This window comes from Streptomyces sp. NPDC048291 (assembly GCF_043201715.1).
Lineage (GTDB): Bacteria > Actinomycetota > Actinomycetes > Streptomycetales > Streptomycetaceae > Streptomyces.
This window is the reverse complement of the sequence record NZ_JBICZC010000010.1, coordinates 343,770-365,896: the sequence shown is the minus strand read 5'-3', so window position 1 is coordinate 365,896 and position 22,127 is coordinate 343,770. Positions and strand designations below refer to the sequence as shown.

The following is a 22,127-nucleotide window of genomic DNA, read 5'->3' as shown; positions in this document are numbered from 1 at the left end:
ACGGCTTGCGCCCGCACCCGACGTTGCCGTCGATTCCTTCCCCGTCGGCCACCCGCGCGCGGACGCCGTCACCCGAAAGGGAGTCCGACGGCGGCCCGCCGCATCCGGCAGGGGTCCGCGGGGCGAAACCATTCGAGAAGGACTCCACCGGAAGCGAAAGTGAGCCCCATGCAGACCTCGGTCGTCGTCTTCACCTGCGATCTGCGCCTGTCGGACCATCCGCCGCTGCGTGCGGCGCTGCACGGCGGGGACCGGGTGGTGCCGCTGTTCGTGCGTGACCCGTCCGTGGACGGAGCGGGTTTCGCCGCACCGAACCGGCTCGCGTTCCTCGCCGACTGCCTGCGGGACCTGGACGCCCGGCTGCGGGAACGGGGCGGCCGGCTGGTGCTGCGCGAGGGTGACACGGTCGCGGAGGTGTGCCGGGTGGCCGCCGAGGCGGACGCCGACGAGGTGCACATGGCGGGTGACGTGAGCGCTTTCGCGAACGCGCGCGAACGGCGGCTGCGGCGGGCCCTGGAGGCCGACGGGCGGCGCCTGTACGTGCACGACACGGTGAGCACCGCCGTGGCTCCGGGCGCGGTGACGCCGGCCTCCTCGGACCACTTCGCGGTGTTCACGCCGTACTTCCGGCACTGGTCCGCCGAAGGGCTGCGGAACGTGCTGGAGGCGCCGCGCGCGATCAGCGTGCCGGAGGAGGTGGGCTCCGCCGCGCTGCCGGAGCGCGGCGCCGTGAACGGGGTGTCACCGGGCCTGTGCGCGGGCGGCGAGACGGAGGGGCGGCGCAGGCTCACCGCGTGGCTGCGTTCCGGCGTGGACGCCTACGAGGAACGGCACGACGACCTGGCGGGCGACGCCACCTCCCGGCTCTCCCCCCACCTGCACTTCGGCACGCTGTCGCCGGTCGAGGCGGTGCAACGGGCGCGCAAGGCGGGCGGCACGGGCGCGGAGGCGTTCGTACGGCAGGTCGCCTGGCGCGACTTCCACCGCCAGGTGCTCGCCGCCCGCCCCGACGCCGCCGGCCACGACTACCGGACCCACCGTGACCGCTGGCGTACCGGAAGGAGCGCGGAGGCCGACGCCGAGGCGTGGCGGGCGGGCCGTACCGGCTACCCGGTGGTGGACGCGGCGATGCGGCAGCTGAGCCACGAGGGCTGGATGCACAACCGGGGCCGGCTGCTGGCCGCGAGCTTCCTCACCAAGACGCTCTACGTCGACTGGCGGGTGGGCGCCCGGCACTTCCTGGACCTGCTGGTCGACGGAGACGTGGCGAACAACCAGCTCAACTGGCAGTGGATGGCCGGCACGGGCACCGACACCCGGCCCAACCGGGTGCTCAACCCTGTCGTCCAGGGCAAGCGGTTCGACCCGGACGGAACGTACGTGCGGCGCTGGGTGCCGGAACTGGCGGACGTGCGGGGGGCCGAGGTGCACGAGCCGTGGAAGCTTCCGGGGCTGGAGCGGGCGACCACGGACTATCCCGAACCGGTGGTGTCGCTGCCGGAGGGCCTGGACCGGTTCCGGCGGGCCCGGGGACGCGCATGACCACCCCGCACTGGATCTTCGGCGATCAGCTCGGCCCGCACTTCCTCACGCCCGGCGACGCGGACGGGCCGGGGCCCGGGGCGCCCGTGGTGATGATCGAGGCGAGGTCGGTCTTCCGGCGGCGCCGCTTCCACCGGGCCAAGGCGCACCTGGTGCTCTCCGCGATGCGGCACCGCGCGGCGGAACTGGGCGAACGGGTCGGCTATGTACGGGCCGAGACCTATCGTGAGGGCCTGCACCGGGCGGTGGCCGGCGGGCCGGTCACGGTGTGCCATCCCACCTCGTACGCGGCGCTCCGGCTGGTGCGGTCCCTGCCCGGGGTACGGGTGCTGCCCGCCCGGGGCTTCCTGGTGGAGCGCGAGGAGTTCGCCGACTGGGCCGGCCGGCGCACCGGGCGGCTGCTCCAGGAGGACTTCTACCGCTGGGTGCGCCGGGAGCACGACCTGCTCATGGACGGCGACCAGCCGGCCGGCGGCCGGTTCAACCACGACCACGACAACCGCGAGCCCCCGCCGCGCGGCGCCCGGGAGCTCGACGTGCCGGGCCCGTACCGGCCGCGCGAGGACGACATCGACGCCGGGGTCCGCGCCGACCTCGACCGGTGGGAACGCGAGGACGGGGTGCGGTTCGTCGGCCGGGACGGGCCGCGCCGCTTCCCCGCCACGCGCCGGGAGGCGCTGTCGGCCCTGCGCCGCTTCCTGGGGCACCGGCTGGCGTCCTTCGGACCGTACGAGGACGCGATGCTCGCCGGCTCCCCCGCGATGAGCCACAGCCTGCTGTCGTCCTCGCTGAACCTGGGGCTGCTGGACCCGGCGGAGTGCGTGGAGGGCGCCGAGCGGGCCTGGCGGGACGGTGCCGTCCCGGTGAACAGCGCGGAGGGCTTCGTACGGCAGGTCGCGGGCTGGCGGGAGTACGTCTGGCAGCTGTACTGGCACTTCGGCGAGGAGTACCGGCAGGGCAACGCGCTCGGGCACACGCGGGAACTGCCGGAGTACTTCGCCGAGCTGGACGCGGACGCGGTCACCGCGCGCTGTCTGTCCGGCGTGCTGGCGCAGGTGCGGGACACCGGGTGGACGCACCACATCCCGCGCCTGATGGTGCTGGGCAGCCACGCCCTGCAGCGCGGCTGGGACCCGGCCGCGGTGACCGACTGGTTCCACCGCTGCTTCGTCGACGGCTACGACTGGGTGATGGTGCCGAACGTGGTGGGGATGTCCCAGTACGCGGACGGCGGCAGGATGACCACCAAGCCGTACACGTCGGGCGGCGCCTACCTGCACCGCATGAGCGACCTGTGCGACGGCTGCGCCTACCGGCCCACCGAGCGCACCGGTCCGCGCGCGTGTCCCTACACCGCCGGGTACTGGGCCTTCCTGCACCGGCACCGGCGGCTGCTGTCGGGCAACGCCCGCATGCGCCGCGCGGTCCAGGGGCTGGACCGGCTCGGCGACCTCGACGACGTGCTCGGGCAGGAGCACCGGTGGCGCACCGAGATCCCGTGAGGCCGTGGGCGGCCGTCGCTCACCCCGCGCCGTACAGCGCGCGCAGCGTTTCCACGGCCTGGGCCAGTCCGGCCGGTCTGAGCACGCCGGCGGGCTGGGAGCGGCCCCAGCCGGGGCCGCCCAGCAGGACCGCGGGGCCGCGCCGCGCACCCTTCATGCCCCAGCGCTGTCCGGCGACGTGCCGGGCCAGGGCCGGAACCGCCCGGGCGCTCTCCTGCGCCCACAGCACGACCGCTACCGGGCCGAGCCTGCGCACCGCCGCGTCCAGCGCCTCGACGGGCACCGCGGCTCCCAGCATGCGCACCGGCAGGCCCTCGCGGCCGAGTGCCGCGTGCAGCGCCTCCAGGGGCAGGGTGTGCTGTTCGCCGGGCGCACAGGCGAGCAGGACGCAGCCCGCCGTCGGGGAGGGCACCGGGACCGCGGGCGGCGCGCTGCGGCGCAGCACGGTGGAGACATGCCAGGCCAGCAGGTGCTCCACCTCCACGTACTGGTCCTCGGACGAGGCCCAGCGGCGTCCCACGGCGTGCAGGGTGGGCACCATCACCTCCTGCCAGGCGACCACGACGCCGTACCGCTCGACGACGGCGGTGAGCTGTTCCTCCAGGGCCGGGGCGTCCAGCCGTACGGCGGCGCGGGCCAGCCCGCGGCACTCCTGACGTACGTCGCCGAGGGGCAGCGCGCCTGCGGCCCGCGACCGTCCGGCGGGCACGCGGACGGTCTCCGCCGTGGGCGGCCCTGCCGCGGCGGCCGTGCGGGCGGCGCGGGCCGCGTCGGCCGGCGGGATGCCGGTCGCCGTCAGCCGGCACATCTCCTCGACCGTCGCCACGTCCGCCGCCGTCCAACGGCGGTGCCCGCCCTCGGTGCGTGCGGTCGGTCCGATGCCGTAGCGGCGGTCCCACGAGCGCAGGGTCATGGGCGAGACTCCGAGGCGGCGCGCGAGCACACCGGTGGTCAGTCCGGCGCCGCCCGGTACGGCGGACGGCTCGGGCGGCGGCTCGTCGAGACCCGCGGTGGTCATGCGCTCCTCTCGTCGGGCTGTTCCCCGGCCCGCGTCCCGACCAGGCTCCGCTCCATGCGCAGCAGTCCGCGCCGGGCGTGGCTCTTGACCGTACCCAGCGGCCAGCCGGTCACGTGGGCGATCTGCGTCTGCGTGAGGTCACCGTAGAAGGCCAGGCACAGCACCCGCCGCTGGGCCTCGGGGAGCCGGCGCAGCGCCCGGGTGACGTCCACCCGGTCCAGGACCGCGTCCTGCGCGTACGACGGGTCCGGCGAGCGGGTCGACTCGCGGGCCGCCGCCGCGGCCGCGACGTCCGTGCGCCGGGTGCGGGCGGACAGGGCGTCGGCGATCTTGCGGCGGGTGATGCCCACGAGCCAGGCGGGCAGCGAACCACGGCAGGGTGAGTAGCCCGCACGGCCGCGCCAGGCCGCGAGGAACACCGTCTGGGTGACGTCCTCGGCCTCGGCGCCGTCGCCCAGCGACTGCCGTGCCAGGGACAGGACGAGGGGCGCCCAGCGGCGGTAGACCGCCTCCAGGCCGCCCTCCTCCCCTGTTGCGAAGAGCAGCGCCAGATCGTTCCCCGGGTCGGCCCCGGGCACGGGCGGGACTTCGGCCAGGGCGATCGCGGTCATCCGGCTGCTCCTTGTGCGGGAGGCTCGCTGCCTCACCACCACCGTCCGTCCGGTGCCCCGGCGGTGGCAACTCGCATCGAATCTGCATCGAATCGCCGTCGCGGCCGGGAGCCCGGTGTTCCCGCCCGGACGGCCGTCAGGTGGTCAGGCCGCCGTCCTCCCCCTGGAGGGCGGCTTGGGGCCGCCGCTCCGGTACCGGGGTACGGCCGTCCGGTTCCCCGGCGCCGGTCCGGGTGGGCCACCACACCCGGTCCCCGGCGTCCCGGACCAGTGCCGGCACCAGCAGGGAGCGCACCACCAGGGTGTCCAGCAGTACGCCGAAGGCGACGATGAAGGCGATCTGCACCAGGAAGGCCAGCGGAATCACGCCGAGCGCGGCGAAGGTGGCGGCGAGCACCACGCCTGCGGAGGTGATGACCCCGCCGGTGGTCACGAGCCCGCGCCGGATCCCTTCGCGGGTGCCGTGCCGCAGGGTCTCCTCCCGGACCCGCGACATCAGGAAGATGTTGTAGTCGACGCCGAGGGCGACCAGGAAGACGAACCCGTACAGGGGCACGGACGGGGCGGTGCCGCTGAAGCCGAACAGGTCGCGGAAGACCAGCGCCGCCACACCGAGGGTCGCGGTGAGGTTGAGGGCGACGGTCAGCACCAGCAGGACGGGCACCGCGACGGAGCGGAGCAGCAGCACGAGGATGGCCAGGATGACGGCGAGCACCACCGGGACGATCACCGTACGGTCGCGTTCGGCGGCGCGCAGGGTGTCGTACTGCTGCGCCGTGTAGCCGCCGACGAGGGCGTCGGCGCCGGGCAGCCTGTGCAGCGCGGTGCGCAGCCGGGCCACGGTGTCGCGGGCGGCCTGGGTGTCGGGGGCCGCCTCCGCGGTCGCCTCGAACCTGACCCGGCCCTCCGCCACCTGCGGTCGGGCCGCCGGACGGCCCTCGGCGCCGGTCGCGGTGACCGACGCGATGCCGGCGGTGTCGCGCACGGTGCGTGCCACCCGGTCGGCCGAGGCGGCGTCGGCGAGGACCACCACCGGGGTGCCCGCGCCGGCCGGGAAGTGCCGGGCCAGGGCCTGCTGGGCGGCCACGGACGGCACGTGCCGTACGAACGTCTCGTCCAGCGGCACGCCGCGCGAGTCCAGGGTGAGGGCGCCCGCCGAGCAGACGAGCAGTCCGGTCAGCGCGAGGGCCCACACCCGGCGCGGCGCCCGGTCGACCAGGTGGGCGACGCGCTGCCACAGCCGGGTGGCGCCGCCGGCCCCGGTCCCGGGCCCGGCGGGCCAGTAGGCACGGCGGCCCAGGAGGGCAAGGACGGCCGGCAGGAAGGTGAGGGCGCTCAGCGCGGCGCAGGCGATCCCGACGGCGCCGACCGGCCCGAGTGCCCGGTTGTTGGTGAGGTCGCTGAGCAGCAGCGCGATCAGGCCGAGGGCGACGGTGCCGGCGCTGGCCAGGACGGCCGGGGCCGAACGGCGCAGGGCGGCGCGGGCGGCGTCGTACCGGTCCCGGCCCGCGGCCAGTTCCTCCCGGCAGCGGGCGGTGACCAGCAGCGCGTAGTCCGTGGCGGCGCCGATGACGAGGATCGAGAGGATGCCCTGCACCTGGCCGTCCACGCGCACCAGGCCGTGGGCGGCGAGGGCGTAGACGACGGCACACGCCAGCCCCAGGGCGAACACCGCGCCGGTGATGACCACGAGCGGCAGCAGCAGGGAGCGGTAGACCAGCAGCAGGATGAGGAGTACGGCGGCCAGGGCGACCGCGAGCAGCACCCCGTCGATGCCGGAGAAGGCGTCCGCCAGGTCGGCCTGGGTGGCGGCGGGGCCGGCGAGTCGCACCCGGGTGCCGGGGATCTCGGCCGCCGCCCGGACCCGTTCCAGCGTGGGCGCGAGCCGGTCGCCCAGGTCGGGGCGGAGTGGCACGACGGCCTGGAGGGCGGCGCGGTCCTGTGAGAGGAGGGCGGGGGACGGGGTTCCGGCCGTGCCGGGTGTGCCGGCGAGTGCGGCCATCGCGGCGGTGGCCGCGCCCCGGTGCGCGCCTGCGTCCTGCTTGGCACCGACGGTCCACACCACGATGACCGGCAGGGTCTCGCGCTGCCGGAAGGCGGCCTGGTCGCGCAGGACACGGGTGGACTCGGCGCTGCGCGGCAGGAAGGCGGCCTGGTCGTTGGTGGCGACCTCGCCCAGCCGTCCGGCGAACGGTCCCAGCAGGGCCCCGACCACCAGCCAGACGGCGACCAGGGCGAACGGGACGAGCAGGCGGGTTCGGTGGTGCGGCGGTGTCAGCGGCGGTGTCATGGGACTCCTCGGGGCGAGCGGGGACGGCAGAGGGCGCACAGGAGAAAGCTCGACGGTTAACAATCTCAATGGTTGAGCAATATCGATGGCCAATGTAGATCGCCGAGGTGTCTCACCGCTGCTTCCGCGTGGGCCGGCCGATCGGATGCAGGCGCGGATCCGGGGGTCGCCGCCGCGGGCGCGGACCGCGCCTCAGCGACCGGCGGGTTCCCCTGGTATCCGGGCCAGGATGTCGTTCAGCTCCGTCAGGAACCGCAGGGCCACGGCCAGTTCGTGTTCGTCGAAGTCCGCCCCGGCCTCGCGCAGGGCGTCGGCGAGGGGCCGGAAGTGGCTTCGGGCGGCGGCGCGGGCGTCGGCGACGTACTGGAGGTGCACCACCCTGCGGTCGGCGTCCTCGCGCACCCGGCGGACGTGTCCGGCGCGCTCCAGCCGGTCGACGCAGGCGGTGACGGCGCCCGAGGTGAGACCGAGCAGCGTCCGCAGTCTGGTGGGCGTGATCGGCTCGGGGGCGTCGAGGATGGCGGCCAGCGCCTGTACATCGGTGGCGTGCAGGTTCTGCCGGGCCGCGTACTGCTGGATGACCCGGCCGATCTCACCGTGCATGCGGCGCAGCTGCACCGCGAAGGCGGACAGGTCGCCTGCGAAGGCGGGGAGTTCACCGGTGCGGGCGGAGCGGTCCGCGGCGGAGGCCGGCGGCTCACCGTCCGGGGCCGGACCCGAGGCGCGCCCTGCGCGCCGCCGCGCCGGATGCCCTCCGCTCGTCTCCTTGTTCACCGGCGCATCGTACCGGGGGACTCGCGGACCACGGCCGAGGTGCGTCCGTGGGGGGGCCGGAACGGCGCGATGCCGTCCAAGCCACCGGTGTCGAAGTGCCGGGCCTGCGGACGCCTCGTCAGTCCGTGCCGTCGGTCTCGGCCGTGAGCCACAGTTCGAAGCAGTTGCGGCGGGCCAGTTGCATCACTCCGACCGTGGCGCGGCCTGCCATGCCGACGCGTGGACCGAAGACCTCGGTGAGGAGATCGGTGGCACCGGAGGCGACCTGGTGAACGTCCTCGAAGTCGGCCGTGCACACCACGAAGCAGAGGGCGCGGACCATGGAGGTGACCCTGTCGAGGCTGCCCAGGGCGAGCCGGATTCCGCCCAGCGCGTTGATCGCGGCGGCGCGGGCGGCTTCCTGGCCCTGGTGGAGCGTGAGGTCGTCGCCCAGCCGGCCGGGGTGGAGGATGGTGCCTGCCCGGTCCTCCGGGGTGAACCCGCTGAGGAAGAGCAGGCGCCCGCTGCGGTGGAAGGCCTTGACGGTGCCGTAGCGGCCCCCGTACGGCGGGTCGCGGTAGTCGGGAATCTCAAGGCCGAGACGGGCGGCTCGCGACTCGGCGCTCTCGGCGCGTTGGGAGCTTTCGGTGGTGCTCATGGGCGGTCCAGCAGCCGTCGCGGGGTGGTGACGAGGATGCGGTGGACGGCCTCGGATCCGACCTGCCCTTCCAGAGCGGGTGCGATGCGGCGGAACAGGTGCTCGTAGCCGAAGCCCCCGTTGTGCAGCAGATGGGACTGCGTCCACACGTCGCAGCCGATCACGAGCTGGTCGGTGTGTCCTTCCGACAGCAGCCACTCGGCCATGTCGAGGCGTTCGTGATCGGCGGGCGAGCGCAGGCCTGGGCTGCCGTAGAAGAAGTCGGTGCCGAAGGTGTCGTACTCCAGGACGGCTCCGGTCTGGGCGGCGTCGCGGTGGTAGGAGCGGTCGAGGACCTCGTCCATATGGCTGAGCACGATGCGATCGGCCCGCATGCCCTGCGCCAGCAGGAGTCCGACCAGGGACAGGGCATCCTGGCCGCGGAACGAGACGTGGACGTTGACGGTGCACCCCCTGAGGGCGGCTGCCTGTCCCGCGGCCGCCACGACGCGGAGTTCCGCCTCGGTGGGTGGGTGGCCGGTGCCCAGTTCGCCGATCAGGGCGGGTCTGATGCCGGTGCCGTCGATGCCGTGGTCCAGTTCGGTGAGCAGCCGTTGGATCAGGGTGTCGATGCCGGCGTAGCGGATGTCGTCGGGGTGGGTGGCCTCGACGTACCAGCCGGTGCCGACGCAGATGGTGACGCCGGTGCGGCGGGACAGCTCCGGCAGCAGCGCCAGGCGGCGCCCCATGCCCTCCAGGGTCAGCTCGACGACGGCGGCTCCGCCGGCGGCGCGCAGCGCGGTCAGCTCGGCCGTCGCGACCTCGGGGTCGTGCAGGACGAGGTTGTCGGGCACGGACAGAGCGTTCCAGCGCAGCCGGGCCATGTCGTGCGGGCGGATGGGACCGGTCAGGGGGGCCTCGTCCGGAGGCGCGGGCCGCGCCCAGAGTCTGAGGTCGCTGAGGAGGTGCTCGTGCATGGAGGTCGGGCCGAGTGTGTCGGCGTCGACCGGACCCAGCACCGTGTGCAGGGGCATGTGTGTCCTCGGGGAGGGGGAGGAGAGGGACGTGGCCGGTTCAGCCGGTCGGAGCGGCCCGGTCCAGGAGGCGGCGGGGGCCGTCCACCAGCAGGGTGTCCAGCAGGTGCTGCGGGACGCCGCGGTCGCGGAGGGCCGGGACGATCCGGCGCAGCAGATGGTCGTAGCCCATCCCGCCCCAGCGGCGCAGCTGGGTCTTGGTCCACACCGAGCAGCCGAGGACCATCCGGTCGGCGAACCCTTCGGCCAGGAACTCCTGTGCGCCATCGAGGCGTTCGGCGTCCGTGGGGTCCTTGTAGCCGTCGCGGTAGTAGGCCTCGTTGCCGAAGCACCACTCCGTCGTGGCGCCGGCGGCCGCGAGTTCGCGCAGGTAGGGCAGGTCGATGTACTCGTCGACGTTGGAGAGGACGACGCGTTCCGCCGGCAGTCCGGCCGCCGTCAGCAGGTCGAGCACGTCGAGGCCGAGGCGTGCGCCCGGGTCGAGGCGGACGGCGACCGCGGCCCCGCAGCGCGCTGCCGCACGGGCCGCGGCGCGCAGGACGCGGCGTTCGGCGGGGTCGAGGGGTGCGCCGGTACCGAGGAGGCCGAGGAGGCCGGCGCGGTAGTCGACTCCGGGAATGTGGTCGGTCAGCGCCTCGTGGAAGAGTTTCTCCAGGCCCCGCTCGTCCAGGGCGCGCAGCCACGCGGGATGGGAGCGGGCCAGGTAGGCGCCGTAGCCCGTCACGATGTGCAGGCCGGACGCCCGGGAGAGCGCGGGGAGTTCGCGGTGGCGGGGGCCGAGTCCGAAGGTGGTGAGGTCCGCCACGCAGGACTGGCCCAGCGCACGTGCGGGCGCGAGTTCCTCGGCGGTGGCCACGGGGTCGTCGAGGACGAGGTTGTCCTCCAGGGCCAGCAGGTTCCAGTGCAGGAAGCCCAGGTTGTCGATGCCGACCCGGGTGTCGTCGGGCAGTGGTTCGCGTGGGGGCCGGTGCAGGACGCGGGCGTCGGACAGCAGGTGCTCGTGCATGGAGGTCGGGCCGAGGAGGGAGGCGTCGACCGGGCCCAGGACGGTCTCGATCACGGCTGCCTCCCGGTGCGGCGGGGCTCGCTCATGCGGTGCGGCCCGCGAGGTGGGTGCGGTCGGCCCGCTCGACCTCGGGGTTGGGCACGGCGGTGTCCAGCCAGCGCATCACCTCGTGCTGTTCGACGAGGGCGTCCCGCTGGAGATAGTGGATGGCGCGCAGGGCCGCGTCGTGGGCATCCCTGCTGGATCCGCCGACGCAGTCGGTGACCACACGCACCCGGTAGTCGTGCTGGTGGGCGTCGACGGCGGTGTAGTGGACGCAGACGTCGGTGAGTCCGCCGATGAGGATGACGGTCTCGGCGCGGTAGGCCTTGAGCACGATCTCGAGTTCGGTGCCGAAGAACGCGGAGTAGCGGCGCTTGCGGATCAGGAACTCGTCGGGGCGCGGCCGCAGACCCTGGGACAGTTCGGTCTCCGCCCAGCCCTCGACGCAGTGCGGTCCTTCGGAACCGTCGAGTTCGCGTCCGATGTCGACGAGGTTGGGCTTGTGGACCTCCTGGATCCAGACGACCGGGATCCCCTGTTCACGGGTGCGGCGGATCAGTTCGTGCACCCTCGGCATGCGCTCGGCGCGTCCGTCCATGTGGGGGATCTCGGTGCGGGCGGCCGACGGTTCGACGTCTCCGCCCTGGATGTCGACGACGATCAGCACGGTGTTGCCGACTGTGTTCATGCGGGTGCTTCCTCTCTCGGTGCGGGTGTGACGGGTCTCAGCGCAGGGGTGACGGGTCTCGGTGCGGGTGTGACGGGCCTCAGGTGAGTGCCAGGCGGCGGTCGGCGAAGACCTGGAGGATGTCGACCACGGTGTTGAGGACGACGTAGACCACGCCGAGGAGCAGCGCGACCCCGGTGATGCCGGGGAGGTCGGCGGCGGCGACGGAGGCGTCCAGGTAGGAGCCGACTCCGGGCCAGTCGAAGATCTTCTCGACCACGACGAGGCCGGCGAGCAGGGCGCCGGCCTGGATGCCGACCATGGACAGGGTCGGTCCCAGGGAGTTGCGGACGGCGTGCCGCAGCAGTACCGCGCGTTCGGTGAGGCCGGCCGCGCGGGCGGTCCGCGCGTGGTCGGCCTCCAGGTTGGCGGTGAGCCCGTCGACCAGGACCCGGCCGATGGCGACGGCGGGCGAGATCGCGGCGCACAGGGCCGGCAGCGCGAGGTGGGTGACGGCGTCACCGAACACCTCGGGGCGCCCGGCCAGGAGGCTGTCGACGAGCAGGAATCCGGTCGGGCCGGTCGGCGCGTCCCGGTAGGAGGTGCGTCCGCCGGCCGGCAGCCAGCCCAGCCGGCCGTAGAAGACGAGGACGGCGACCATGCCGAGCAGGAAGGTGGGGGCGGCGGCGCCCGAGAACAGCACGGCGCGCAGGATCCCGGCGCCGCGCGCGCCGATCGCCGAGACGTAGGCGAACACGGCGCCGAGCAGCGCGGCCAGGAACAGGACGCAGGCGGCGAGTTCGAGGCTGGCGGGCAGTACGGCGGCGAGGTCCGAGGCGACGGGCGTGCGGGTGCGCAGGGAGTTCTGGAGATCGCCGTGGAGCAGGCCGGACAGGTAGTGGAGGTAGCGGGGTACGAGGGGCTGGTCGAGCCCGAGGCGGGCACGGGCCGCGTCGAGCGCGGCCTGGGAGGCGTTGGCGCCGACGTAGGCCTTGGCGGGGTCGGTGCCGGACACCTGCTGAAGGGTGAACAGGGCCACGGTCAGGGCGAGCAGCACGCCGAGCATCGCCGCGGTGCGGCGCAGCGCGAAGGTCACGGGAGGGGTCCTCTCCGGTGCGGGGGCGGGTTCACCGGCGGCGCAGCAGATCGCGTACGGCGTCGCCTGCGTAGTTGGCGACCAGGGCGAGCAGCATCACCGCGATGCCCGGCACGATCGGCACCCACCAGGAGGTCAGCAGGTACGGCATGCCCTGGGCGGCCATGGCGCCCAGTTCCGGTGCGGGGGCGGGAGAGCTGAGGCCGACGAAGGACAGCGCGGACAGGGCGACGACCAGCGAGCCGACGTCGAGGCTGGCGGCGACGACGATCGTGGAGCGGACGCCGGGCAGCAGGTGGCGGACGACGCGCCGGCCCCAGGGCACACCGGCCAGCCGGGCGGCCTCCAGGTGCGGGCGGGCCGCCCAGGCGCGGATCTCGCCGCGGACGAGCCGGGCGTACATCGGCCACCACACGACCGCGATCCCGATGAGCGCGCTGTGGTAGCTCGCCCCGAGGGAGGCGGCGACGGCCATCGCGATGACGAGCCCCGGCAAGGCCAGGAACAGGTCGGTCACCCGCATGAGCGCCGAGTCGGCCCAGCCGGGCAGGGCTCCGGCGAGCACTCCGACGAACCCGCCGGCGAGCACCCCGGAGGCGATGACGACGGCCGCGGCGAACAGGCTGGCGCGCATCCCGTACAGGACGCGGGCCAGCAGGTCGTAGCCGAGGGCGTCGGTGCCGAGCAGGTGACCGGGGCTGCCCGGGGACAGGAACGCCTCGCCGCTGCGCAGGACGGGGCTGTGCGGGCTGACCACCGGGGCGAGCAGGGCCAGCACGACGAGCACCGCGAGCGCCCCCAGGGCGAGCCGGTCACCCGCGGCGGCACGGGGGCCGCCTGTCGCCCGGGTGGTGGTGCGGTGCCGGCTACCGGTCAGGAAGCCGAGGGCGCTCATCGGGGACCTCCGGTCGTCGTGTGCCGCCGGTGGCGGGGTCGGGGTACGGCGTCCAGCAGGGCGCGGGTGTATTCCTCGGCGGGCTCGGTGCACACGTGCTCGGTGGGGCCCGCCTCGACGATGCGGCCGGCGTGCATGACGGCGATCCGGTCGGCGACGATGCGGGCCGCCGCCAGGTCGTGGGTGACGAACAGGACGGACATGCCCAACTCCCTGCGGAGCCGCCCGAGGAGGTCGAGCACGGTGGCGGCGAGCGTCACGTCCAGGGCGGACGTCGGCTCGTCGCAGAGCAGGACACGCGGCGGCACGACGATCGCGCGGGCGATGGCGGCGCGCTGCCGCTGGCCGCCGGAGAGCTGGTCGCCCCGGGCGTCCGCGGTGTCGGCGGGCAGGCCCACGGTGGCGAGCACGTCCGTCACCGCCGCCCGGCGCCGGGCGCGGTCCAGGCGGGCGGCGGTCAGCGCCAGGCGTTCCTCCAGCATGTCGCCGACGGTGAGCCAGGGGGTGAGGGAGGAACCGGCGTCCTGGAAGACCATCTGGGGGGTGCCGCCGGCCACCGACACCTCGCCGGAGGTGGCGTGTTCGAGACCGGCGACGATCCGCAGCAGGGTGGACTTGCCGCAGCCGCTCTCCCCCACGAGGGCCACCGACTCGCCCTGCGCGATGTCGAGGTCGACGCCGCGCAGGGCGTGCAGTTCGCGGCGGGCCCAGGGCGGTCCGGAGCGGAACACCCGGGTGGTGCCGCGCAGTCGTACGGCGAGTTCGCCGCCGACGACCGGCTCGGGCCAGCGTGCGGGCAGGTCGCGGTCGGCCGCCGGGGCCCGGCCCGAGGTCAGCACGCCGTCCGCGTCCACGGCCCGCCCGTGCCCGCCGCCCGCCAGCTCGACGACGGTGGGCACGGCGGTGTTCTCCTGCTCGGCGGACGGGGCGGCGCGTCGGGTCAGTGGCCGGTCCCGGGGGGTGTCCAGCGCGATCCGGGAGGCGAGCAGGCCTTGCGTGTAGGGGTGCCGGGGATCGTTGAGCACCTGTTCCGTGGTGCCGTGCTCGACGAGGATTCCCCGGCGCATCACGGTGATCCGGTCGCTGATCTGCGCGGCCACGCCCAGGTCGTGGGTGACGAACACCATGGCGCAGCCGATGTCGTCGCGCAGCGACAGGAGCAGGTCGAGGATCTGGGCCTGGACGGTGACGTCGAGTGCCGTGGTGGGTTCGTCGGCGATCAGCAGGGACGGCGTGCGGGCGATGGCCAGCGCGATCATCACGCGCTGCCGCAGACCTCCGGAGAGCTGGTGCGGGAACGCCTTGAGCCGCTGTTCGGGGTCGGGTATGCCGACGGCCGTCAGCAGGCGGATCCGTTCCGCCCGGTCGCCCTGGACCTCGCCCAGTTGGGCGCCGACGGTCATGGTGGGGTCCAGCGAGGTCATCGGGTCCTGGAAGACGGCGCCGACGTTGCCGCGGCGGGTCCGGCGGCGCGTCTCGTCGTCGGCGGTGAGCATGTCGGTGCGGTTGAGCAGGACCGATCCGTGGGCGCGGGGCCGTGACCGGTGCGGGAGCAGTCCCATCGCGGCGAGACCGAGCACGCTCTTGCCCGAGCCTGACTCCCCCACCATGGCGACGATCTCACCGGGCCGCACGTCCAGGCTGACTCCGCGGACGGCGTGGACGTCCCGGCCGGCGCGGGTGAGGTGCACGTGCAGGTCGCGCACCGAGAGCACCGGTGCGGGGCCGTCGGTCCCCGTCCCGTCCTCCGCCGCGCCGTTCGCGGCCCTGGCCGGCGTGTCGTTCGCCGCCTTGTTCGTAGCCATGTCAGGAGCGGCCGAGGGCGGCGAAGTGCAGGACGTTGTACTCCAGCAGGTTCTGGGCCTTGCGGGTGCCGGTGATGCCGGGGACGGTGAGCAGGGTGGTGTTGAGCGAGCCGATGGAGAACCAGTAGCGGGAGTCGACGACCGAGCGGGCCACGGCCGTGTAGGCGGAGGTGCCGGTGGTGGTCAGTGCCTTGTCGAGGTCGGTGGTCAGGCCGTCGACCTGGGCGCCGTAGAGGTCGAGGCCGCCCTTGGGCGTGTAGATGATGCGGGCCCAGGAGTCGGGGTGGCCCGCGTCCGGGAAGACGCCGAAGACCGCGAGGTCGGGGGCGGCGTCGAGGTTGTCGGTGAGTTTGTAGATGGAGCCCGCGGCGTAGGCGACGGCCTCGGCCTTGAGGCCCGCGCTGTTCATCCGGGAGGCGAGTTCCTCGGCGACCGCCTTCCCGTCGGCGCTGCTCCCGGCGTACCCGACGCGGACCGTGCGGCCCTTGGCGGGTGCGGTGCGGGCGAGGGCGGTGAGGGCCTTGTCGTCGTAGGTGATGCCCTGGTCGTCGGCGGAGCTGTCGAGCATGCTCTTCGGGAAGAGCTGCCCGGTGGGTTCTTCCAGGCTGCCCATGGCGGCGGACAGGATGCTCTTGGTGTCGATGCCCGAGAAGAGCCGCTCCCGCTGGGCCGCTGTCCGGAAGGCCTTGGACTTCGGGTTCACATAGATCATCTGGGTGGTCATGTTGGGGAACGTGCTGGTCGTGACGGCTTTGCTGCCGGCGTACGACTCGAAGGCGGACTTGTTGAGGTTGCCGAGGATGGCGTCGATCTGCCCGCGTTCCAGCTCCAGTTGGGCGGAGGAGGCGTTCTGCGAGATCTCCAGGTCCACGGTGTGGAAGGTGGGCTTGGCGCCCCAGTAGTCCTGGTAGGCGGTCAGTTCGTAGCTGGTGCCGGTCTTGGCGGAGGTCAGTTCGTAGGGGCCGGTGCCCGCGTCGTGGGTGGTGAGCCAGGTCTGGGCGTGGTCCTTGCCCGCGTGTTTCTTCAGGACCTCGGGGCTGATGAGCTTCAGGCCGAAGGGCGAGGCGAGGTAGTCGAGGAAGGCGGAGTTGCGGGCCTTCAGGGTCAGTACGGCGGTGTGCTCGTCGGGGGTGGTGACCTTGGTGACGTCGGCGGTCATGTAGGCGGGGCCGCCGTCGACGGCGGCGCGGCGCTGGACGGCGGCGGCGACCGCCTCCGAGGTGAGCGGGGTTCCGTCGTGGAAGGTGACGCCGTCGCGCAGGACGAAGGTGTAGGTGAGGCCGTCCTCCGAGACCTTCCAGGAGGAGGCGAGGGAGGGGACGATCTTGGCGGTGTCGCTGCCGTCCTGGTACTTGACGAGGCCTTCGTAGGCGTTCTGGATGATGTTCAGGCCGGGGCCGTCGTAGTTGACGTCGGGGTCCGGCGGGGTGGAGTAGTTCTGCACGACGGCCGCGGTGAAGACGTCCGTTCCGGCGGCGCTCCCGGTCGCGGCGGCCGAGCAGCCGGTGAGCGTGAGAACCGTGGCGGCTGCGGCGGCGAGGACGGCCTTGGCGGTACGGCCGCGCGATGCGGTGGCGAGGTCTCGGCCCGCCGGGGCGGCGGTCATGGCGCTGGTTCGCATCAGGACCCTCTCGGTGAGGAGATCCGGCGGACGGGCCGCACGGAGGGATCGGGGATTCCTGTCAGTGACCGAAAACTAGGACGGAGTTGACCGGAAAGGGTTTCCCAGGCGTTGCCCGGCGTTGCCGGACGGTAAATTCTGTCGCTGATAGAAATCCCGCCGGGTGATTGGTAGCGTGACGGGCCCCGGCGTCGAACCGCCGTGCCGTTCGGGCACCTTGGGGGCCGGGCCCGTAGGACCGTGGAGAGGACCCAGGTGCCGCAGGACGCACAGCAGACCGCTCCCGCGCTGCTGCTCAGGAACGCGACCGTGCTCGACGGCGCGGCGAACACACCGATGCCCGCGCTCGACGTGCTCGTGGAGCACGGACGCATCAAGGCAGTTGCCCCCACCGGCACGCTGTCGCTGCCCGCGACGGTTCGGCCGGAGCGGCTGCGGTACCTGGAATGCACCGGACTCACCGTGCTGCCCGGGTTCTTCGACTGCCACGTGCATGTGAGCACCCGCCCGGACGCCGACCGGTTCGACACGCTCATGGCTCCGGAGAGCCTGCTGACGCTGCGCTCCGTGCCCGTGCTGGCCTCGACGCTGGACGCGGGCATCACCACCGCCCGGGATCTGGCGGGCGCGGACTCCGGCTTCCGCAGCGCGGTCGAGGCCGGACACGTGCGTGGCCCGGCGCTCCAGATCGCGTTGCGGATCCTCAGCATCACCGGCGGGCACGGCGACTGGCGGACCGTCGGCGGAACCCCGCTCGACTCCGGCCCCGGCGCGGGGGTGGTGGCCGACTCGCCCGCCGGGTTCGTACGGGCCACCCGCGAGGTGGTGCGGGAGGGCGCCGACTGGATCAAGGTGGCGGCGACCGGAGGCATGTCGAGCCCGCGCAGCGCACCGGAGGCGGGCGGGCTGACGGAGGCCGAACTGAGCGCGGTGGTGCGGGAGGCGGAACGCCAGGGCGTCGTCGGTGTCGCCGCGCACGCCCAGGGAACCGCGGGCATCGCGGCCGCGGTCCGCGCCGGTGTGCGCAGCGTCGAGCACGGTTATCTGGTCGACGACCCGACCCTGCAGGAGATGGGCGAGCGCGGCACCTATCTGGTGCCCACCCTGTCCGCCCTGACCCGACCCGCACCGGAGGACGGACCGCCGCACGAGGTGGAGCGCCGTCACCGGATCCGCCAGACGGCGCTGGAGCGGCTCTCGGCCGCGCTCACCAGCGGTGTCGCCGTGGCCCTGGGGACGGACGCGGGCATCGCCCCGCACGGGCGGAACCTGCGTGAACTGGCCCTGATGGTACGGCTGGGCCTCTCCCCCGCCGCCGCCATCGCCGCGGGCACCTCGGTCGCGGCCCGCATGTGCCGGCTGGACGACGAGGTCGGCACGGTCCGGGCCGGGATGCGGGCCGACCTGGTCGTCACCGACGTGGACCCGCTCACCGACATCGCGGCGCTGGGCGATCCCGGCGCGATCCGCACCGTCGTCCGGGCCGGGCGGATCGTCAGGCACACGGACGTGCCGTCGGACGCCGGACGGGAGAGGGCCGCATGACACACGACACCCCGCAGCCGGACCCCGGGACCCACCGGCCGCAGACGGGTGAGGGCAAGCCGGGCAGGCCGCGCTCCGAACCGAAGCAGCACAACGGGCTGAGCACCCGCGAGGAGATCCTCAGAGCCGCCTCGCAGCTCTTCGGCGAGCAGGGGTACGCCAGGACGACGACACGTCAGATCGCCGAGAGCGTCGGGATCAAGCAGTCCACGATGTACTACCACTTCGCCGACAAGCGGGCAATCCTCGCCTCGCTGCTCTCCAGCACCGTGACCCCGGCGCTGGAGTGCGCGGAGTGGCTGCGGGAACAGGATCTCGAACCTGTCGTGCGGCTCTGCGCGCTGATGGCCTTCGACCTGGAGACGCTCCTGCGCGACCGGCACAACCTGCACGTCGTCTACCACCTGCCGGAACTGGAGGAGGACGACTTCGCTTCCACGCGGTCCGCGCAGACCGCCCTGCGCGATGTCTACCGGGAGTTCGGCCACGCGGCTCTCGCCTCGCTCCACCCCGAGCAGGTCGCGGCTGAACTGGCCGAGGACCTGGACCTCCTGTTCGCCCTGGTCGAGGCATCGGTGTCGCAGCGCCACTGGGGTGGAGGAAAGGACCGGGCCCAGTACGCCCGGTCCGCCCTGCGCGGCTCGCTGCGGCTTCTCGGCGTCGCCGGACCCGCGATCCCGGACGTCGTGGCCCGTGCCGAGGAGGCCCTGGCCGGCTACCGGGTCGCGGGAGGCAGGCGCCCGGCTCCTCGGCGGTCACGCGGCACCGGTTGAGATCCTGCCGGTCCTCAGGTCCCTGCCAGCCGCCCGATCAACTCCGGCCAGACGACCGGGTCATGGCCCGGGACCAGCTCGTAGCCCTTCTCCTCGGCCAGCCGTTTGAGGCGCCGGATCGGCCCCAGGGTCGCCTCCGGGGGCACGCCGATCGAGGTGCCGGCGGGGCGTTCCTCGCTGATGTTCTCCGTCAGGTCGGCCGCGTCGCAGGTGAACACGTAACCGCCCCCTCGGGCGAGGTCCACCACGAAGCTCTGGTGGCCCGGGGTGTGTCCGGCGGTCAGTACCGCCGTGACTCCCGGTGCGAGCTCCCGGTCTCCGTCGGCGAGCCGCCAGTCGATGCGCGGATCGTCGAAGTCCGCCCGGAAGATCGTCTGGCGCTCCACTTCGGGCCGTCCCGACAGCCCGTACTCCAGTTCGGCCCGCTGGACGTGCACGGGCACCCGGCCGGCGAAGTGCTTCAGCCCGCCGGCGTGGTCGGCGTGCAGATGGCTGACGGCGACGGCCGCGATGTCCTCCAGTGCGACGCCGACCGCGGCCAGCGCCTCCAGGAGGGGCTCGCCGGGACCGGGGAGTTCCGGCTGGTAGGAGGGTGACGGGTAGTAGCGCCGCCGCAGCGCGGGGTCGCGCAGCAGCGCCGTGTTGAAGCCGGTGTCGAGCAGCAGCCACCCGTCCTCGGTCTCCACCAGGACTCCCGCCACCGGCTCCCGCACGCGTTCCGTGTGCGGTGCGCCGTGCACCGACACCGATCTGGGCAGGTCCTCCCAACCGAGGAGAAGGGGCAGGACACGCCGTACACCGTGTCGGGTCATGATGCTCCGTCCGTCGTCCGATGGCCCCTCAGGGCCGGGGCTCAGAGGTCCAGTTCGATGACCGGTGAGGCGGCGCGGCTGACACAGATCATCATCGTCGTGGCGCCGGCGCGCTCCTGCGGCCCGATCACCGAGTCGCGGTGGTCCGGGTCACCGGCCAGGACGGATGTCTCGCAACTGCCGCAGTAGCCCTCCTCGCAGGAGTAGGGCACATCGGGCAGCCGGTCGCGTACGACCTCCAGCAGCGACCGGTCCGCCGGGACCGCGAGCCGCAGCCCCGACCGGCGGAGCACGACCTCGAACCGGCCGTCGGCCGCCCCGCCCTCGCCGCCCTCGCCGTCCCCCGTGGCCGGGCCGAACCGCTCGACGTGCAGCGGGCGCGGTGGTACGGCGGTGCGGCACAGGTCGGTCACCGTGTCCAGCATCGCCGCGGGGCCGCACGCGTACACGGCGTGTCCGGGCGGGGTGGCGGCGAGTTCGGCGGCGAGGTCGGGCAGGCCCGCCTCGTCCTGGGGCACCAGGCGGACCCGGTCGCCGCCGAGCGCGGTCAGCTCGTCGGCGTAGGCGAGGCGGGAGCGGTCGCGGGCGCCCAGGACGAGGCGCCAGGGCAGCGCACCGGCGGCCAGCGCCCTGGCCATCGGCAGCAGAGGGGTGATGCCGATGCCGCCGGCCAGCAGGAGGTAGCCGGGGGCGGGAAGCAGGGGGAACCGGTTGACCGGGCCCTCGACGGACAGTTCCCGGCCGACCAGTGCCGTGGCGTGGATCTCCCGGGAGCCGCCGCTCCCGGCCGGCGCTAGATGCACGGCGACCGTCCAGGCGGCGCGTTCCGTCGGGTCCCCGCACAGCGAGTAGGGGCGGCGCAGGCCGGAGGGGAGGGTCAGTTCCACATGGGCGCCGGGCTCCCACGGCGGCAGCGGCAGCCCGTCCCGCCGGACCAGCCGCAGCTCGACGACGTCCTCGGCGATCCAGCGGGTCTGGCGGACCAGAAGCCGTGCGGACGCGGGCGGGGTCAGGTCAGAAGACACGGAAGTACTCCCGTTGTTCCCAGTCGGTGACCTCCTGGTCGAAGCGGGTCAGCTCGGCCCTCTTGACGCTCGTGTAGTAGGCCACGAAGTCCTTGCCCAGACGGTCCGCGAGAGCCCGGTCCGCCTCCAGCGCGTCGAGGGCCTCGCCGAGGGAGCGGGGCAGCGGCTCCGCCCGCGTCGCGTACGGCTCGTCGGCCGCCGGACCCGGGTCCAGGCCGCGCGCCACCCCGTCGAGACCGGCCGCGAGCTGGGAGGCGAGGTAGAGGTAGGGGTTCGCGGCCGGTTCGCCGATGCGGTTCTCCAGCCGGGTGGACGACGGACCGTCGCCGAGGACCCGGACCATCGCGCCCCGGTTGTCGCGCCCCCACACCGCGCGGTCGGGCGCCAGTGACAGCGACCGGAACCGCTTGAAGCCGTTGAGGGTGGGCGTGGACAGCGCGCTGGTGGCGCGGGCGTGGCGCAGCAGCCCGCCCAGGAACGCGGTGCCGTACGGCGACAGTCCCGGCCCGGCGGCGGTGGCACCGGCCCCGGAACCGGTACCGGTCTCGGCACCGGGCACGGGGGCGAAGACGCCCACCCCGTCGCGCAGCATGCTCTGGTGCAGGTGCCAGCCGCTGGAGAACACACCGGGCAGATGGGGGCGGCACATGAAGGTCGCGTGGTGGCCGTGCCGGGCCGCGACCTGCTTGACGGCGCTGCGCAGCAGCACCATCGCGTCCGCCGTGCCCAGTCCGTCGGCGGGCCGCAGGGTCAGCTCGACCTGGCTCGGCCCGAACTCGACCTCCAGGGTGCGCAGCGGCAGCCCCAGCTCCTCGATCGTGCCGCGCAACACGTCGAGCATCGGGTCGAGTTCGTCGTAGCGCAGCTCGCTCAGGTACTGGTAGCCGTGGTTGAGCATGCCCACCTCGGGCGCGGCGCCCGGCTGGCCGAGGTCGGCCGGGCCGAGGCGCGGGTCGTCGAGGCGGAACAGGTGGAACTCCACCTCCAGCCCGGTGCGGTAGGTGAGGCCGCCGGTCTGTTCCAGGACCGAGCGCAGCAGCCCGCGGGTGCACAGCGGCACCGGGGCGCCGGAGGTGAACCGCAGGTCGCACAGGAGCCAGCCGGTGCCCGGGGACCACGGCAGCATCCGGAAGGTGAGCGGGTCGGGCACCATCATCATGTCGGCGGCGCCCCGCAGTTCGGGCAGACCGAGCGGGGTCTCCTTGGTGAACAACTGGAACACGGTACGGCCCGAGGTGTCCTTCGCCAGCAGCGAGGAGGCGATGCCGGTGCCCTCGCGCAGCACGGTGGGCACCTCGGAGGCGGTGACGGTCTTGCCGCGCAGCAGCCCGTGCTGGTCGGCGAAGACCAGCCGCACCACCTTCAGCCCGCCGCCCTCGGCGCGGTCGCGGATCTCCGCGGCGGCGGCCGACTGCGCGGCCGTCCACCCGGCGTGTCGTTCGACGAAGTCCAC

At 73.8% G+C, this 22,127-nt stretch carries 19 protein-coding genes; 4 read left to right on the top strand and 15 right to left on the bottom strand.

Translation table 11 applies throughout. The features are described from left to right. Positions 1 to 168 precede the first annotated feature (168 nt). Positions 169 to 1,542: a cryptochrome/photolyase family protein gene (locus ACGF5O_RS27750; protein WP_393812589.1), complete on the top strand. Its 1,374-nt coding sequence runs from the start codon at positions 169 to 171 to the stop codon at positions 1,540 to 1,542. Continuing rightward, on the top strand, positions 1,539 to 3,044 hold the full coding sequence (locus ACGF5O_RS27745) for a cryptochrome/photolyase family protein (RefSeq protein ID WP_393812588.1): 1,506 nt from the start codon (positions 1,539 to 1,541) through the stop codon (positions 3,042 to 3,044). The genes ACGF5O_RS27750 and ACGF5O_RS27745 overlap by 4 nt, the downstream gene beginning before the upstream one ends. Before the next feature lie 19 nt (positions 3,045 to 3,063). On the opposite strand, the gene ACGF5O_RS27740 is transcribed toward ACGF5O_RS27745, so the two are convergent. The 12 genes from ACGF5O_RS27740 to ACGF5O_RS27685 form a co-directional block, all read right to left on the bottom strand. Further along, positions 3,064 to 4,062, bottom strand: a complete 999-nt coding sequence (locus ACGF5O_RS27740) for a MerR family transcriptional regulator (protein ID WP_393812587.1) — start codon at positions 4,060 to 4,062, stop codon at positions 3,064 to 3,066. Further along, entirely contained in the window at positions 4,059 to 4,673 is a 615-nt protein-coding gene (locus ACGF5O_RS27735; RefSeq protein ID WP_393812586.1) for an RNA polymerase sigma factor, read from the bottom strand. The genes ACGF5O_RS27740 and ACGF5O_RS27735 overlap by 4 nt, the downstream gene beginning before the upstream one ends. A 136-nt stretch (positions 4,674 to 4,809) precedes the next feature. Continuing rightward, positions 4,810 to 6,963: an MMPL family transporter gene (locus ACGF5O_RS27730; RefSeq protein ID WP_393812585.1), complete on the bottom strand. Its 2,154-nt coding sequence runs from the start codon at positions 6,961 to 6,963 to the stop codon at positions 4,810 to 4,812. Between the two features lie 192 nt (positions 6,964 to 7,155). Beyond that, the gene (locus tag ACGF5O_RS27725) at positions 7,156 to 7,596 is read right to left on the bottom strand and encodes a MarR family winged helix-turn-helix transcriptional regulator (protein WP_393812715.1); all 441 of its coding nucleotides are present in this window, start codon (positions 7,594 to 7,596) and stop codon (positions 7,156 to 7,158) included. A 259-nt stretch (positions 7,597 to 7,855) separates the two neighbouring features. Next, positions 7,856 to 8,374, bottom strand: a complete 519-nt coding sequence (locus tag ACGF5O_RS27720) for a RidA family protein (RefSeq protein ID WP_393812584.1) — start codon at positions 8,372 to 8,374, stop codon at positions 7,856 to 7,858. Further along, entirely contained in the window at positions 8,371 to 9,387 is a 1,017-nt protein-coding gene (locus ACGF5O_RS27715) for a phosphotriesterase (RefSeq protein WP_393812583.1), read from the bottom strand. The genes ACGF5O_RS27720 and ACGF5O_RS27715 overlap by 4 nt, the downstream gene beginning before the upstream one ends. Positions 9,388 to 9,427: 40 nt before the next feature. Next, complete coding sequence (locus ACGF5O_RS27710) at positions 9,428 to 10,447, bottom strand: hypothetical protein (RefSeq protein ID WP_393812582.1); 1,020 nt, start codon at positions 10,445 to 10,447, stop codon at positions 9,428 to 9,430. Between the two features lie 28 nt (positions 10,448 to 10,475). Beyond that, positions 10,476 to 11,123, bottom strand: a complete 648-nt coding sequence (locus ACGF5O_RS27705; protein WP_393812581.1) for a cysteine hydrolase family protein — start codon at positions 11,121 to 11,123, stop codon at positions 10,476 to 10,478. 79 nt (positions 11,124 to 11,202) lie between these two features. Then, positions 11,203 to 12,198 carry an ABC transporter permease gene (locus ACGF5O_RS27700; protein WP_393812580.1) on the bottom strand — a complete coding sequence of 332 codons (996 nt, stop codon included), beginning with the start codon at positions 12,196 to 12,198 and terminating at the stop codon, positions 11,203 to 11,205. Between the two features lie 31 nt (positions 12,199 to 12,229). Continuing rightward, positions 12,230 to 13,093 (bottom strand): ABC transporter permease, encoded by an 864-nt coding sequence (locus ACGF5O_RS27695; protein WP_393812579.1) that lies wholly within the window; start codon positions 13,091 to 13,093, stop codon positions 12,230 to 12,232. Continuing rightward, complete coding sequence (locus tag ACGF5O_RS27690) at positions 13,090 to 14,898, bottom strand: ATP-binding cassette domain-containing protein (RefSeq protein WP_393812578.1); 1,809 nt, start codon at positions 14,896 to 14,898, stop codon at positions 13,090 to 13,092. The genes ACGF5O_RS27695 and ACGF5O_RS27690 overlap by 4 nt, the downstream gene beginning before the upstream one ends. Before the next feature lies 1 nt (position 14,899). Further along, the gene (locus tag ACGF5O_RS27685) at positions 14,900 to 16,519 is read right to left on the bottom strand and encodes an ABC transporter substrate-binding protein (RefSeq protein ID WP_393812577.1); all 1,620 of its coding nucleotides are present in this window, start codon (positions 16,517 to 16,519) and stop codon (positions 14,900 to 14,902) included. Positions 16,520 to 16,759: 240 nt separating this feature from the next. Here ACGF5O_RS27685 and ACGF5O_RS27680 point away from each other — a divergent pair, with 240 nt between their 5' ends. Both ACGF5O_RS27680 and ACGF5O_RS27675 read left to right on the top strand, forming a co-directional pair. Then, positions 16,760 to 18,064: an amidohydrolase family protein gene (locus ACGF5O_RS27680; RefSeq protein WP_393812576.1), complete on the top strand. Its 1,305-nt coding sequence runs from the start codon at positions 16,760 to 16,762 to the stop codon at positions 18,062 to 18,064. Beyond that, entirely contained in the window at positions 18,061 to 18,837 is a 777-nt protein-coding gene (locus tag ACGF5O_RS27675; RefSeq protein WP_393812575.1) for a TetR/AcrR family transcriptional regulator, read from the top strand. Before ACGF5O_RS27680 ends, ACGF5O_RS27675 begins: the two co-directional genes overlap by 4 nt. A 14-nt stretch (positions 18,838 to 18,851) precedes the next feature. Here the strand turns inward: ACGF5O_RS27675 and ACGF5O_RS27670 are convergent, their stop codons facing one another. The 3 genes from ACGF5O_RS27670 to ACGF5O_RS27660 are packed head-to-tail and all read right to left on the bottom strand — an operon-like array spanning position 18,852 to position 22,127. Next, positions 18,852 to 19,649 carry an N-acyl homoserine lactonase family protein gene (locus ACGF5O_RS27670; RefSeq protein WP_393812574.1) on the bottom strand — a complete coding sequence of 266 codons (798 nt, stop codon included), beginning with the start codon at positions 19,647 to 19,649 and terminating at the stop codon, positions 18,852 to 18,854. A 41-nt stretch (positions 19,650 to 19,690) separates the two neighbouring features. Beyond that, positions 19,691 to 20,674 carry a PDR/VanB family oxidoreductase gene (locus tag ACGF5O_RS27665; RefSeq protein ID WP_393812573.1) on the bottom strand — a complete coding sequence of 328 codons (984 nt, stop codon included), beginning with the start codon at positions 20,672 to 20,674 and terminating at the stop codon, positions 19,691 to 19,693. Next, the gene (locus ACGF5O_RS27660) at positions 20,664 to 22,127 is read right to left on the bottom strand and encodes a glutamine synthetase family protein (RefSeq protein ID WP_393812572.1); all 1,464 of its coding nucleotides are present in this window, start codon (positions 22,125 to 22,127) and stop codon (positions 20,664 to 20,666) included. Before ACGF5O_RS27660 ends, ACGF5O_RS27665 begins: the two co-directional genes overlap by 11 nt.